The following is a 15,178-nucleotide window of genomic DNA, read 5'->3' as shown; positions in this document are numbered from 1 at the left end:
CGTCGCGGAGCGGCTGGTCAGAGGTTGGCGAGGATGCGTCGTGCGGCGCGGGCAGCGGTGTCGGTGCGGGTGCTGCCGGTGATGCGCCGCACGTCGGCGCTGCTGGGTGCGGCTTCGGTGATGGCTGACCGCACGTCGTTGGCGACTGCGGCGCGGCCGCCCACGATGATGACCCGGCCAGGTCGGTAGTCGCGTATCAGTGCTGCTGTCGCCGCGGGCAATGCTCCTTGGTTGGTGTAGGCGACCGCAGAGTTCTCGGTTGCTGCTGCCAATGCCGCAGCGACGCCGACGTCGGGCGGGGACCAGCCGTTGGCAATCACCAGAGTGACGCCGTCGGGGGCTGCGGCGGGGTTGCCCAGCACTCGCCGTGCTGCCTGAGCGGCGGTGTCGATGCGGTCGTCGCCTGTCAGGCGCGAGACGCTGGCGCCGCCTGCCGCAGCAGCGATCGCGTCCCGGGCGCCCGAGCTGATCGCAGCAGTGCCTCCCACCAAGATCACCCGCGCTACCTCGTAGTCACGCAGCAGCGCCGCCGACGCCTCGGGCAACCGGTCACTCTGGGTGTAGACCACCGCGGCGCGCCCGCTGCGCGCAGCCAGTGCCGCAGCGGCGCCGATATCAGGCGGCGACCAGCCATTCGCCACGATCACCGTGACCCGACCCGCTTCGGAAGGGGCGCCCAGAATGCGACGCGCCGTGCCCGCCGCCGTGTCGGCACGATCCGCACCGGTGATACGTGAAGTGCCGGAATCTGGTGACGCAGCGCGGATCTGTGTGCGGACATCGCGCGACACCGCAGCATTGCCGCCGACAATGACCACTTCAGCGGGTGAGGCCTCTCTCAGCAGCACTCTCGTTTCTTCGGACAGTTCGTCGCTCGCGGTGTACACCACCACCGCGCTATCAGAACGCGCCGCCAGCACCGACGCCACCCCCACATCAGCAGGACTCCACCCGTTGGCCACCACAAACGTCGCGACGCCAACATCAAAATCACCGCCGCCGCCTCCCCCACCGCCGCCGGGGCCAGTTGGACCGGTCGGGCCAGTAGGCCCAGTCGGGCCGACCGGTCGTGTCGGGCCGGCCATTGCCTGCACTGAGTTGATCGATTCGGCAAAGAGAATCTGGGAGTCAAATGCGTCGGCATACTTCACTCGGACTCTCAGCCAGTAGCCCAGATCGTCAGCGACAGGCCGGTAACTCGACGACATGGCGCTGTCGATCAGCTCCCAGTTGCTCGGGTCGTTCCGGTCATCGGAACGCCACCACATCCACTCGTGATCGGTCACCGGGACATCGGGCTCAGTCAGGACCGCTCGTAGCGTCGAGCCCACCCCAGGCAATGTCGCCGAGAGTTCCAACATCCCGAGCTCGTCTTCGTTCTCGACCGTCACCGTCACCGGAAGCGTGCCGTAGTGGGTGCCGTCGAAGGCACGCACGGTGATTTCGTAGTCATTGCGGCGGTTCGAATCGGCGGGTTGCTCGTAATCGGGCGGCTGGAAGAACTTCAACTCGCCGGAGTCGTCGATCTCGAAATCGCCACGGTCGGCTCCCGCGAGCGACCACGTGACCGCCACACCCTCCGGATCGACCGCCGAGTAGCGGTCGACCTCACCATCACTGTTCTCGGTCCAGGTGAAGCTCGTCTGCCCGGTCACCACCGGCGGCTCGTTCACGCCGGTGACTCGGACCGTCACGTCGAGCGTCCCGTGCTGCGACTGGGTGCCGTCGTCGGCACGGACGGTGATCTCGTAGTCGTTGTCGAATGCAGCATCGAAATCCGGCCGGTTCCTGAAGCTCAGCACGCCCGAATCCTCGTCGATCTCGAAATCGGTCCGGTCGGGTCCGGCAAGCGACCAGGTGACCTCCTCGCCCTCGGGGTCACGTGCCGTGTATTTTGCAACCGCGTCGGTGCGGGTCTCGGCATAGCTCGGCACCAGCGGACCCGTAACCGTCGGCGCCTCGTCGACGTCTTCGACGGCGATGGTCACCCGTTGAGTCGCCGTCAAATTCGAAGGATCGCGCGCTGTGACGGTCACCTGGTAGGAGGATTTGCGCTCGTGGTCGAGCAGCACCTTCGTCCGCAACTGACCGCCTCCGGGATCAATGTCGAACGATGCGGCATCGCGGCCCCCGAGCGCATAGGTCAGGTCGTCGTTGTCGAGATCGTCCGCCGCAACAGGCAGACCAATGTCACGATCGGGTGCCGTGTTCTCGTCCACGGACCGAGCGCCCGTTTCCGTCGATGGGAACGTCGGAGCTCGGTTGCCTGACGGTGCCATACGGACGGCATCGTCAGGCTCGGCGCTGACAGTCTTGTTCGGACCGTGTCGATCCCGGTAGGACACAGTGGCGCGCAGGTCGTAGCCGACATCGCCATCGGCTGGCGTATACGACGATGACGTCGCCCCGTCGACGGCCGCCCAAGGTCCGCCGTTCAGCGAGCGCTCCCACAACCATGTTGTGCCGCTCACACCGCCGTCAGGGTCGCTGAGCGTCGCCCTCAGGGTTGTGCGGGCTTGCGGCTGGGGCGACGAGAACGACAGCGTGCCGTCCTCGTCTTCGTTCGTGACCGTCACGGTCAACGGCTGGGTTGCTGTCAGCCGGCCGTCGGAGGCCTGCACGGTCACCACATAGGAGTTGTTGCGCCCCGAATCCACCGGAGTCTCGAAGTCCGGCATGGCTGCGAAGGTGACGACGCCCGTAGAGCGCCCGATGCTCAGATCCTCGCGGTCGGTTCCAACCAGCGTCCAGATCACATCCTCGCCTTCGGGATCTTCTGCTTCGAACCTGGCCACCTGACCCGCGTGACCTTCGACAACGCTCTCGCTGGTCGGCCCTAACGTGATCATCGGCGCTTCATCGAGATCGGTGACCGTGACCGAGACGTCGAACCTGTCATCGACTGCCGTGTCAGCATTGCCCTGAGCGTCTTTGCCGTCGGAAGCTTCCACAGTGACGCGATACCCGCTCTGGGCCTCGTGATCCGGTGGGTCCATGAATCTGAGGACTCCGTTGCGGTCGATTTCAAAGTCGAGATGGTCGCTGCCCGAAAGCGTCCAGGTGACGCGCTCCCTGTCTTCAGGGTCGCTCGCCTCGTAATCCGCAACGCTTCCTGTGGTGTTCTCGGCGAAATTCCTGGTGGATGGACCGGTGATGTCCGGTCGCTCGTTCACGTCCTGCACCTCGACCTCCACCGAGACGACGTCGGCGTTTTCGCCATCGGAGGCCTCGACGTCGACCTGGTACTTGTTGTCGCGGTCGCGGTCGTCGGGCATTTCATAGTTCGGCGGATCCTTGAACCTCAAGGAACCCCCGGCGATCACGAAGTCGAGCCGGTCATCGCCTGAAAGCGTCCACATGATGCTGTCGTTCTCAGGATCGTCGGCGCTGAAGAACAACCCCGTCGAGATGCTGTTCTCGTCGACCGCGGCCATGCCGTCGCCGGTGAGTGACGGTTTCTCGTTCTGGTCGGTGACCGTTACCTCGATTTCGAAGTCGACGGTGGTCGTGCCATCGAACACCTCGAGAATCAGGTCGTACACGTTGTTGCGGCCACTGTCAGTGGGCATTTCGTAGTCGGGGACACCGTCGAAATAGAGCCTGCCCAGGCTGTCCATGTCGAACTCCGCAGCATCGGTGCCCACCAGGTCGACTTCGACGATGTCGGTGTCAGGGTCGTCGACGTCGTAGTCGAAGATCACCGCGTAGTTGCCCTCAGGGTATTCGATCTGGTGCGGGCTTGCTAAGTCGACGCAGACCCCTGGCTCCGTGCAGTGCACCACCTTTGGGGGCTCGTCGGCATCAATCACTTCGATGGTCACTTCGATGGTGTCGTCGACCGCTGTGTCGACCGTGCCGTCGTCTGCCTTGGTGTCAGTGACCGACACTGTGACGGTGTAGGTGGAGCGATCCTCGTAGTCGGGATCGAACGCGGTGGTGATCTGCCCCGCCGAGTCGATCGCGAACGAGCCCGCGTCGGTCCCGCCCACGGTGTAGGTGAACGTGTCGTTCTCTGCGTCATGCGCTTCCACGGTTGAGCCGACCGCTGCACCCGAACCGGAGTTCTCTGCAATCGAGCGCGTGGTGCGCTCGCCGTCGGCAAAGAACGGCTCGCTGTTGGTTGCGCCTGGCGTTCCTCGTGCGGTCGCCGACCAGTCGCCCTTCCGGTCGGCCACGCCGGTCAACGCTCGGACCTGCACGTCGCGCCGGATCCCGTCGCTCACCTCCGAGCCGTCCAGGACATGTATGCAACTGCTCGCGGTGCATGAACTCATGTCAGAGGACCACCGAGCGTCCGACTTGTCGGAAGCATCGCTGCGAATGTGCCGCACCTCGTAACCGGTGATCGCCGAAGCACCCGTGAAGTCGGGCTCCTCCCACGCCACCGTCAGCGAGCCGGAGCCGGGCTGCACGTAGCTCAGCGATACGGCATCGGGAGACTGGCGGTGGCCGTACACCTTCATGTCCCACGAGTTCACGGTGTTGCTGGCGCCGCCTCGCGCCTTGTCGGTGACGCGCAACGTCCAGGTGCCGCGGGGGTCCTCGCCGAGGTGCTTGGCCGAGCCGAACCTGAACACGCCGGTGAGCGGGCATGGGCGATTGGAAGTGCAGTCAGTCGAGTTCTGGACCGTCAGCACCGAGGTTGCGCCCGACGGGGATTCCAGCTTGATCTCGAGATTGCGGAAACTCGGCGCGTTGAAGTCGACATTGACCTCCACGAACTCGGTGAAGTCCACTTCGCCTTCGAGGCGGACAGTGCTCGTGACGGCGCGGCGGGTGTCGGGGATGCTGCGCGCTGAGGCGTACGACGCCGTCGCAGTGCGCATCGCGGGCACCTTGGTCCAGCTCCCGGCGAGTGCCACCGCAGCCGAGGCATCCACCACGCCGAAGCCGTACTGGTGATTGAAGCTGTAGGTGCCTGTCGTTCCGTACTTTGATGCGCCTGTTTCCCAGCCCGCGTCGGTGTCGTCGTTCGTGCGGGCCGATGCCGCCAGGATCAGCTTGACATCGCGCCACGACAGCGTGGAATCGACATCTCGGACAAGCGCAGCGACGCCGGACACGATGGGAGCAGCCGAGCTCGTGCCGCCGAAGCGGTCGGTGTAGCGGCTGTAGCGCCAGGTGGTCGCAATGCTCGGATACACCTTCTCCGTGCTGTCGGAGGGCGCGCAGACCCACAGGTTCGGTCCTTGCTCGGAGTAGTCCGAGCGCTTGCCGTCATTGTCCACGGCGCAGACCGCGGTGACGCCGTAGTAGTTGGCGACCTCGTCCAGCGAGGCCCAGTCGCCGTCGTCGTCGCCGTTGCCGGCTGACCAGACGTAGACGACGCCATTTCCGCCGGATCCCTCGGTCACGCCGGCGTCGATCGCGCGTTCCCACAGCCGTCCCGCACGGGAAGCCCGCGGACCTTCTGTGGGTCCCCAGCTGTTGTTGGAAATCGACGTCGTGACGCGTCCCTGCGACGCAGCCCTCGCAGCGTTGAACGAGCTGAATGCACTGAGCAGGTCGTAGGCGTAAATGGTCGCTCGGGGCGCCACGCCGCGCATGCCGACGCTGTTGTCGCGCGCTGCGATGAGGCCCGCCACCGCAGTGCCGTGGCTCGACCGCTCACCGAAGACGTCATCGACGCTGCGAAAGCTGTAATTCTTGGACCTGTCGACGTTGGCCTCCAGATCTTCGTGGAAGTAGTCCAAGCCTTGGTCCACCACGGCGACGTTGATGCCGCTGCCCTTGTAGGTGTCCCACACAGTGCCGAGGTTGATGTCTTCGCCGGCCGTGCCCCCGAACTGTCCGGTGTTGTTCAGGTGCCATTGACACCCGTAGAACGTGTCGTCAATGCCGGACGGTGCCGCGGGGCAGGTTTCTGCCAACCGTCCGAAGGCGCCGTCGGGCCGCAGGAGCACGAGATAGGTGCCGGTGTCGCCCGCCTGGTCGGCCTGCACTTGCAGGTAATAGGTGCCAGCCGCCAGCGTGTCGTAGATGGCAAAGGTGTCGATTGACCCGATCGAGATGCTGTAGCTGTTCACGTTGAGATCGGCACCGAATGAGTTCTGCAGCGCTACCTCGATATCCAGGTCACGGCTGGACCCGACCAGCGCCACGCGAGTGGATTCGTCGAGCGTGAACTCGAAGAAGTCGGTGTCGCCTGTCGCGCTGATCTCACCGCCGGCGGTATGGCTGATGTCGATTTCGTGTGCTGTCGCCCGAGAGCTGCCCGGTTCCGGCGATTCGTAGACGAACAGGTAGTACAGGCCGGAGTCGTCGCCGAAGAACGGCTCGACCCTGATGTAGTAGGTGCCCGCGGCGAGCGTCTCGCGCAGGGCGAACTGGAGGCGAGTCGGCTCCAAGTACGCGTCGTCGTTCGTCGCGACGATGGAGCCGTCGTCGTTCAGAATTACGCCGTAGGTGTCGGCCACGAAGCCGCTGGCACGTGCAGTGATCGTGGTCTCGGCTGCCAGTTCGAGCTTGAAGTAGTCGATGTCGCCGTCGTCGAGCAGGGACCTCGCCCCGGTGTCGTGCAGGACCGCCCTGGTGACGCTGCCGAGCTCGATGTCGGTCGCATCGCTGAGGCCGGTCGTGTCGGCGGCGGTTTGCAGGTGCAGCGTGTAGGCACCCGTAGAGCCGCCGTAACCGGTGACCTCGATGTAGTAGGTGCCGCCGGTCAGCTTGCCGTCGAGCTTGAAGTTCTCCGGGCCGCTGGAGAGGTTCGAGTCGTCGTTGCTGTCGATGAGGCTGCCGCTGCTGCGATACAGCTTGCCGCGGGTGTCGGTGGTGCCCGTCGTCAGAATGAAGTACTCCCGAGTGCCGCTGACCGGGAACCGGAAGTAGTCCACGTCGCTGGCGGAGTCGAGCACGCCCCGCACCGGCAGCTCGTTCACGATTGCCGTCGCTGTCCCGCGTGACGAACCTGGATCCCCCGGCGTCTCTGCCACGCTCGTCGCCCACGCCCCGTCGCTCGAGGTCACAGCGCGCACCTGCACGTCGTAGGAGGTGCCGTTGGTGAGCTGGCTCACGATGACACGCAGTGCCCCAGTCGACCAAGCATTGTCGAGGACGGTCCACTTGGAGTCATCGGCTTTGTCGGTGTCGCTCGCGCTGGTCTCGATGTAGCGCAGGTCATAGGCCGTGATGTCGGCAACGGTGACACCGTCGGGGTGGCCCCAGGCCACCGTCAGAGCCTGATCGCCGGATGCCACCGCAGTGATCGAGGGCGCTGCGGGCGTCTGGGCTGCGGCGAGGCCGTGCCCGAGCCCCGGCAATGAGAGCATCCCCGCCCCCAGGCACACGACCAGCGCTGATCGCCCCAGCCGGGCTATCGCTGAACGAGAGGGGCGCCGTGCTGGTGTCTTCACTTGGTGACGCGCTCGATCCACCAGTTGGGGCTCGACAGCTCCACGCCGTCCTGGCCGGCAAGCGAATTGGCCAGGTTCAGCGACGGGAAGCCCGGTTCGGTCTCGATGAAGTAGCCGTTCGTCACAAAGTCGAGTTCGGTCAGACGGCCTGCGTCGATCCCATTGCGCCCGAAGAAGGCGTCGACCGCCGAGTAGTCCCAACTGGGGTCGAGCACCAGCACCGCACCGCCGGGCAGTGCCATCAGCTCGCCCGACTCCGACCAGAAGACGGGGTTGCCTTTGGCACGCAAGTCCTCTGTGGCTGCGCCTCGCACCACCACGTCGTTGCCGGCGGTGGCAATGATGTCCTCCCGTGAGATGCCGTCGCCGTCGGGTTGGACGACCAGGTTCGGATCGCGCCACACCTCCAAGGCGCGATCGCCGTCCTCCCACGTGTACATCTGGCCCAACGTCGGCTGTTGTGGCTCCGGCGGCGGCTCCTTGGATTCCTCGCCAGCCGATTCGACGTCTGCCGGTCCGATCTCGTCGTTGCTCCACACCGCCGTTGTTCCCGAGTCCGTCTCGACAACGGCTCGCGAGTCCCGGGGGGACTCGTGCTCGGGCATCATCGCTGGAGCCTTTTGGACGAGTGGGACCGCCGCAGGCTCGAGCGACGGCAGTTCAGCTGAGAGTGCTTGCGTCGGCCCCAAGGACAGGCCCGTTGCGGTTACCTGAGGAATGTCGGCTCCAGGTGGCGCACCCGCGCTCACGACAACGCCAGCCGCAGCGTTGGCCGACGAGGACGTCACCTGCGATCGCCAGTACAGAACGACGGCGACCACGAGCACGACCGCGACAATGGACATCATTCGCACCACGGTTGCCCGCGCCCGACCCGACCTCATCAATTCGCAACAATATGGTCGCGGCGGACCCAAATTGGGCATCTCTCGAAACGTTGTTCGCTGATCTCAGCTCCTTAACGACCGACGAGAGTCGGGTCGTACAGCACCGGCCTGCCAAGACCGTCGCGACCGACCAACGTGCATGCAAAAACGCCCTTTGCACGCAGCACGTTGGTAGCTGCATCATCGAGACGTTCGAGGCTGAGTCGGCCTTCGTCGACCGCCGCCTCGATCTCGGAAAATGCGGCGGCAGCATCCTCAAGACCGCCGACAAGCGCCAGATCTGCGCCGGCGGTGATCGCCAGCAGTGCAGCTTCGCTCACCGACCACTGGCTGCGGATTGCGCCCATGACCAGCGAGTCGGTCACGACCAGCCCGCTATGACCCAGCTCGTCGCGCAGCAGGCCGCTGATCGCCGCTGGCGACAGAGACGCCGGCATCCCGCCGGTCAGTCCGGGGACGTTGAGATGTCCCACCATGACAGCCGCATCTGTTGCCCCGACGACGGCTGCGAAGGGAATCAGGTCGCGCTGGCGCAGCTCAGAGAGCGGCGCGGTGGATGCGAGTTCCTCGTGAGTGTCCGCAGTCGCCCCGCCGTGACCTGGGAAGTGCTTCACGACGGGAACCACTCCCCCGGCACTGAGGCCTTCGACGGTGGCCATGCCATAGTCGGTGACCGTGGCGGGATCGTTGCCGAATGACCGGTCCCCGATGCCTTCGCCGGCGCCGACATCGATGACCGGTGCAAAATTCATGGTGAAGCCCAGCGCTGCCATCTTGCGGGCGTGACTGGCTGCCTGGTCGGTTACCTCAGCCGGGGACTTGCCGGTCTGCGCAGCCGCTGAGGGCAACCGACCCACTACGCCGGCGAGTCGTTGCACTCGACCACCCTCCTCGTCGACGGCGAAGATCAGCGGGATACGGTCAGCGAATTCCTGCAGCTCGGCAATACGGCGCCAGACATGCTCGGTGACCGGGCCCTGGAGCAGGATGCCGCCGATGCGACGGTCACGTGCTTCTTCTACGGCGAAACCGAGCGAGCGCTCACCCAGCGCCGTCATGATCGTCTGTCCGATCCGGACCGGCAGCGACAGCTCAGCTGTGCACCATTGATCGACATCGGTCCACCACGCCCCCGAGAGCAGCTGACGAACCCCGACGCCCGAGAGCCAACCCAACGGTCGTTCCTCACCGGTGAGCACGGTCGGTCCCGGATCGCCGATCGCTACCTCGCTGTTGTCTGCGAGCTGCAACCACACGCCAAGGGCCCCGGGCGCACCGAGGCGCGCACCAACGACATGGGTATGGATCGGGGGCTGATCTCCGACAATCGGCAGGATCGTGGTGCCGATGGGCTCGATCGAGCCGTCGGCGCCGATCACCCAGTAGCCCACGCCGCCCGGTCCCCGCAGCACTGACACGATCCGGGACGCCGCTGGCGCCCCGTCGGACCCAGGGATCTCCTGTTCGGGCGCCACCGTGACCAGCGGCGGCAATTCGGAATCGCTGCTGGACTGCGCTGCGGCACCCGGCGGTGCAGCCAGCCAACTGACCACGCTGACCAGCACTGCGAGGCCGAGCGCTGCCCGCACCGAACGTGATGGCGGCTGCCGCCGAGATGCGGGCAGCGGTTGGCCCGGCGCGCTGATGCCGTAACGCGTCATTGCGACGACAGGCGTTGATCCAGCTCCTCGGCCGACAGCAGCTGATGCGGTAACTCGACACTGCTGGCGCCGTCGGGATCCACCTCGATGGGTGCGGTGAAGTTCACATCGCGGATAAGGCAGAACGTCTCGTCCTCAGCCGGGCAGTAGAACACGACAGCGGTGGCGCTGAGCACGGCTGTGCCCGAGTCTGCTTCTACTGTGGCGGCGAGCCGCACAGGCATCTCCGGACCCCGGGCCTCGTAGCGAGCGCTCCCTTGCGGATGGACCAACGCAGTGTCGTCTGGTGACCATTCGAACTCGAACAGTCCCTCGACATTGAACTTGTAGCCCTCGGGCACCGTGAGTTCGAGCACGATCTCGATGGGCCCTGGCGCGACTCGCTGTGGCAACAGCACTACCTCGTCGTCGATCACGCCGGTGGCCGTCACCGTGGCGATCTCCAGGTTCGACAGCGCCAAGGTGGTCAACTCTCCCGTCGCAAGATCGAGCATTCGTATGCGGTGGTTGTTGGTATCGGCCACGTACAGCGTGTCCGAGGTAGCGCTGAGACCGCTCGGCTCGGCCAGTTGGGTTTGGGTCCCGCTGCCGTCCCGCAGCCCTGCCGTCCCGTCGCCCGCGACGACTGACGAATTCATCGTGTCGAGGTCCAGCACTTTGATGCGATGGTTGTACGTGTCTGCGACATAGAGCAGGCCCTGCCCGGGAGCGTCGCCGACGTACTCGATGCCGATGGCGTGCTGCAGGAGCGTCTCTTCGAAGCTCCCGATCTCATCCCCCCACACAAAGAGATGCCGGCCAACAAGCGTGTCCAACTGGCCGTCGGGGCCGAATGAGACCTCCCTCACCGCGCTTGCTTCGGGATCGGTGAAGTAGAGCGAGGCCTCATCTGAAGTGAGTCCTGATGGCTGCGAGAGGGTGGCCGTCAGCCGGTAGCCGTCGTCGAGACCTTCAGCCCCGGTGCCGGCGAAGAAGTCGAGTGCGCCCCGCGTCAAGTTGAGCAACCAGATCTGGTGGCGTCCAGCACCAGCGATGTACAGAAGATCGCCTCGCAGATGCAGGTCCCATGGCGACGCTATGGCCGTTGCGGTTGCGGGGCCGGGCCCAAAGGCGGTGACGGGTTCACCGGTCCCGGCCACCGTGGTCACCTGGCGAGTACGCAAGTCGGCAGCCCGGATGAGATGGTTCTCGCGATCCGCGATGTAGAGCGTTCTGCCGTCGGCATCCAGTGCCATGCCCTGCGGCCTTCGGAACGTGGCCGCGGCGAACCCGCCGTCGGCTCGGCCTTCTCCCCCTGTGCCGATCACATCGATGAGCTCGCCGTCAAGCTTCGCTACGAGGATCCTGTGGCGTCCCGTGTCGGCAATGAAGAGCCGGTCACCCGCTTCATCGGCAAGCACCTTGCCAGGGAAGCTGAGCACTGTCGGCAACGCGGGAGTGATGTTGAGCAGTTCGCCGAGCGGAGTGGGGTCGATCAGCCCGTTGTGGCCATACTCGGCGGCCATCGTGGCGATGACCGGTTTCAGACGGTCGTAGACCCCTTCGCCGGCGACCATGCCGACCACCTTGCCCGTAGGGTCGACGACTGCCACGGTCGGCCAGGCGTTCACGCCGTAGGCAGTCCGCAGCAGCTCCAAGTTGTCGTTCACGATGGGGTGCTGGCGGCCGTACCGGATCGATGCCTCGCGCACAGCCTCGGACGTGCGCTCGGAGTCGAACTTCGCCCAGTGCACGGCGACAACGACGATCTCGTCGGGGTGCTCGCGCTCAAGTCGATGGAGGTCGGGAATGATGTGGATGCAGTTGATGCAGCCCTGAGTCCAGAAATCAAGGATGACGATCTTGCCACGCAAATCGCCGCTCATCGACAGCGGCCTGCTGACGTTGAACCAGTCGTAACCGGCTGGGAATTCCGGCGCGGCAACGTTTCCCTCGAACGTCAGCGGCACTGGCCCGGCCTCGGTGGTTGTCGTCGCTGCAGTTGCCGAATCCGCCTCTTCACCCGGGGTGCCTGTTGCCGGCTGAGAAGTGCTCGTGCTGCTCTCGGCGACCTCGGTCGTCGCGGTCGTTGGTTCACCGGCCTCCTGGGAGGCACAGGCACTTGCAAGCAGCAGCGCCGCGACAGCCGCGGCGGTCCAGCGCCGCGCCGACCTGCGTTGGGCCCAGCGGTGTCGAGGTGAGCTGCGGGGCCTGCGAGCGACGCCTCCCATGGCGTCCCGCATCGCCTTTAGGCCCTGCGAACAGCGCGGCGCGAGTCCACGACGCCGGTGTCAAAGCCGGCGCGATGCAGGCCACCGTGAAACCGGGCGTGCTCGATCTTGAGACAGCGGTCCATCACGACTTCGAGGCCGGCGTCGTGGGCCAGCTTGGCAGCCTCGGAGCTCCACAGGCCGAGCTGCACCCAGAACGCCTTCGCGCCGATGTCGACAACCTCAGCCGCCACGCCAGGCAGGTCGGCCGGTCGGCGGAAGACATCCACCAGATCGGGCATGACCGGCAGGTCGGCGAGGCTCGGGTAGCACGGCTTGCCAAAGATCTCATCGGCCACCGGGTTGACGAAATACACGTCAAAGTCGGTGCTGGAGCTGAGCAGGTAGGTCGCGACGAAGTTCGACGGCCGTGCCGGGTTCGCCGAAACGCCAACCATCGCCACGGTGCCCGTGCGTTGGATGAGCGCCAGCCGCTCGGCAGCGCTGGGCTCGGTCCAGCCGTCGACCGGCTCATGGACAATCGTCATGCGGGCACCGCCTTCGCGAGGGCTTGATCCAGATCCCAGAGGATGTCGTCGAGGTCTTCAAGGCCGATCGATAGCCGGATCATGTCGGCGCCGACGCCTCCGGCTGCCAGTGCTTCTTCGGACAGTTGCTGATGTGTAGTGGAGGCTGGATGGATGACCAGCGTGCGTGCATCGCCGACGTTCGCCAGGTGGCTGACCATCTGCAGTGCCTCGATGAAGTCGGCGCCTGCTTGGCGCCCGCCCTTCACGCCGAAGGTGAAGATGGCGCCAGGTCCCTGGGGCATGTACTTGCGTGCAAGTTCCCGGTAGGGGGAGGACGCCAGGCCCGAGTAACTGATCCAGTTCACTGCGGGGTGAGCTTCGAGGTGCTCCGCAACGGCCTGCGCGTTGGCGACATGCTCGTCCATGCGCTGGGGCAGCGTCTCGAGACCCTGCAGCAACAGGAATGCATTAAGCGGTGACATGGCAGCGCCGATGTCACGCAGCTGCTCGACCCGCAGCTTCGTGCAGAAGGCGTACTCGCCGAAGTTCTCCCAGAAGCGCAGATCGTTGTAGCTCGCCACCGGTTCGGTCATGTTGGGGAACCGACCGCTGCCCCAATCGAAGCGACCCGATTCGGTGACGACTCCGCCGATCGAGTTGCCGTGCCCGCCGATGAACTTCGTCGCCGAATGCAGCACGATGTCGGCGCCGTGCTCCATGGGCCTGCACAGGTACGGCGTGGCAAACGTGGAGTCGACCACCAGGGGAAGGCCGTGGGCGTGGGCAACCTCGGCGATCGCAGCCAGATCAGGAATGGATCCCGACGGGTTGCCGACGATCTCCGTGTAACAGAATTTGGTGCGGTCATCGATGGCGGCGGCGTACGCATCGACGTTGTCGCCATCGACGAATCGAGCCTCGATTCCGAAGCGTCCCAGCGTCACGTCGAACATCGTGTGGGTGCCACCGTAGAGCGCCGACGAGGTGACCAGGTTGTCGCCGGCTTCGCACAGCGCAGCTGCAGTGAGGAACTCCGCCGACATTCCCGATGCGGCGGCAACGGCGCCGATCGCGCCTTCGAGACTTGCGATCCGTTCCTCGAACGCATTGACGGTGGGGTTCGAGATGCGGGTGTAGATCGTGCCGTACTTCTGCAAGGCAAACAGATCCGCAGCGTCCTCGGTGTCCTCGAACACGAAGCTCGTGGACTGGTAGACGGGAACTGCGCGAGCTCCTGTGGCTGGATCGGGACGGCCGCCCGCGTGCAGGGCGCGTGTGCGGAACCCGAACTGGTGATCGCTCATCGGACGCAGCCTACGACGGGCTCCCCGCCCAGTGAGTTCGCCCGATCCACGGGGTCAGCTCAGCGCCCCAGCTCAGCGAGGTCGGCCAGCGGCATACAGCCGGGCACGTTCGAGCGCCTCGGCTGGCTCGACACCGGCTACGCCTGCCATCCAGCAGGCAATCGGTGCAGCGATCCGCTCCGAATCGTGCGCTGCGACACCAGCGAGGTTCAGGAGTGCTTCGGTGACTTCGAGGCCGGGCGCAGGTGCTCCGATCGCCTCGGCAAAGCCCGCCAGCCACTGCTGTGCTGTCGTACCCGGCTCTTCAGAACCCGTCTCGTCGCTCATGACCCCAGCGTACGTATGGCAAGTCGAGACGCTCCTGCGACCACGCCAAGCACACCAGGCCGACCACACCGGGCGATCACACCATGCCAGCCACACCAAGCCGGCCGCATCGGGTCTGTGGCATGGGCTCGCTACGGTGCACCTCGACCGGGCGGCACCGACCGCAGAGGGGACAGCGATGAGCGACGACGGGGGCATCTTCGGGCCAGAGCTGTACGAGTTCCTCGAAGAACTCGAGGCCAACAACAACCGGGAGTGGTTCAACGAGAACCGCGAGCGATACGAGGAGGAGGTCCGTGAACCCGCCTTCGACCTCATCCGTGCAGTTCGGCCGCTGCTCGCCGAGATCTCCCAGCACATGACCGCTCGCGACACCAAGCTGGGCGGCTCGCTCATGCGCGTGTTCCGTGACACACGCTTCTCGGCCGACAAGACGCCCTACAAGACCAACGTGGGCATCCAGTTCCGGCATCTGCGCGCCAACGACGTTCACGCTCCCGGCTTCTACGTGCACCTGTCCACCGAGAGCTGCTTCTTCGGCGCCGGCAGCTGGATGCCGGACCGGGATGCGTTGGCTGCCTACCGGGTCGCTATCGACGAGCGTCCTGAGACGTGGATCGCTGCCCGAGACGCCTGCCAGTCCGATGGCTGGCGGATGGAAGGCGAGCGGCTCAAGCGCTCGCCCCGGGACTGGTCCGTCGATCACCCGATGATCTCCGACCTCAAACGCAAGAGCTTCATTGCCGTGCGCGACTTCGACCACGGCGTCGCGCTCAGGCCCGATTTCCCCTCGGTCATCACTGCGTGGTGCAACGAGATGCGCCCGCTCATGGCATTCCTCTGCCAAGCCGTGGATCTGGATTTCTAGATCAGCGGCCTGACGGTTGATGTTCGGGCCTAGCCCTTTGAGCGCAGCTTGGGGTCAAGA

The 15,178-nt window shown here is 65.4% G+C and carries 8 protein-coding genes; 1 reads left to right on the top strand and 7 read right to left on the bottom strand.

Translation table 11 applies throughout. The features are described 5' to 3' along the window. Positions 1-17: 17 nt before the first annotated feature. From ACOQPH_RS05640 to ACOQPH_RS05610, 7 genes are all read right to left on the bottom strand, one after another. Positions 18-7,268 carry a S8 family serine peptidase gene (locus ACOQPH_RS05640; RefSeq protein ID WP_420623748.1) on the bottom strand — a complete coding sequence of 2,417 codons (7,251 nt, stop codon included), beginning with the start codon at positions 7,266-7,268 and terminating at the stop codon, positions 18-20. An 80-nt stretch (positions 7,269-7,348) separates the two neighbouring features. Continuing rightward, positions 7,349-8,236 carry a hypothetical protein gene (locus ACOQPH_RS05635; RefSeq protein ID WP_420623747.1) on the bottom strand — a complete coding sequence of 296 codons (888 nt, stop codon included), beginning with the start codon at positions 8,234-8,236 and terminating at the stop codon, positions 7,349-7,351. A 74-nt stretch (positions 8,237-8,310) separates the two neighbouring features. Further along, positions 8,311-9,828 carry a glycoside hydrolase family 3 protein gene (locus ACOQPH_RS05630; RefSeq protein ID WP_420623746.1) on the bottom strand — a complete coding sequence of 506 codons (1,518 nt, stop codon included), beginning with the start codon at positions 9,826-9,828 and terminating at the stop codon, positions 8,311-8,313. A gap of 68 nt (positions 9,829-9,896) precedes the next feature. Then, positions 9,897-11,849, bottom strand: coding sequence for a thioredoxin-like domain-containing protein (locus tag ACOQPH_RS05625; protein WP_420623745.1), 1,953 nt, complete (start codon positions 11,847-11,849; stop codon positions 9,897-9,899). 278 nt (positions 11,850-12,127) lie between these two features. Then, positions 12,128-12,637, bottom strand: a complete 510-nt coding sequence (locus tag ACOQPH_RS05620; protein ID WP_420623744.1) for a CoA-binding protein — start codon at positions 12,635-12,637, stop codon at positions 12,128-12,130. Then, positions 12,634-13,923 (bottom strand): O-acetylhomoserine aminocarboxypropyltransferase/cysteine synthase family protein, encoded by a 1,290-nt coding sequence (locus tag ACOQPH_RS05615; RefSeq protein WP_420623743.1) that lies wholly within the window; start codon positions 13,921-13,923, stop codon positions 12,634-12,636. Before ACOQPH_RS05615 ends, ACOQPH_RS05620 begins: the two co-directional genes overlap by 4 nt. A 72-nt stretch (positions 13,924-13,995) precedes the next feature. Then, positions 13,996-14,250, bottom strand: coding sequence for a DUF6457 domain-containing protein (locus ACOQPH_RS05610; protein ID WP_420623742.1), 255 nt, complete (start codon positions 14,248-14,250; stop codon positions 13,996-13,998). A 178-nt stretch (positions 14,251-14,428) separates the two neighbouring features. On the opposite strand from ACOQPH_RS05610, the gene ACOQPH_RS05605 reads away from it, so the two are divergent. Further along, a complete protein-coding gene (locus tag ACOQPH_RS05605) occupies positions 14,429-15,118 on the top strand; it encodes a TIGR02453 family protein (RefSeq protein WP_420623741.1) in 690 nt (229 codons plus the stop codon). Positions 15,119-15,178 lie beyond the last annotated feature (60 nt).

It is taken from the genome of Candidatus Poriferisodalis sp., from assembly GCF_965221945.1.
Lineage (GTDB): Bacteria > Actinomycetota > Acidimicrobiia > Acidimicrobiales > Poriferisodalaceae > Poriferisodalis.
Note: the sequence above shows the minus strand (reverse complement) of the source record. Positions and strands in the feature narration are given on the sequence as shown.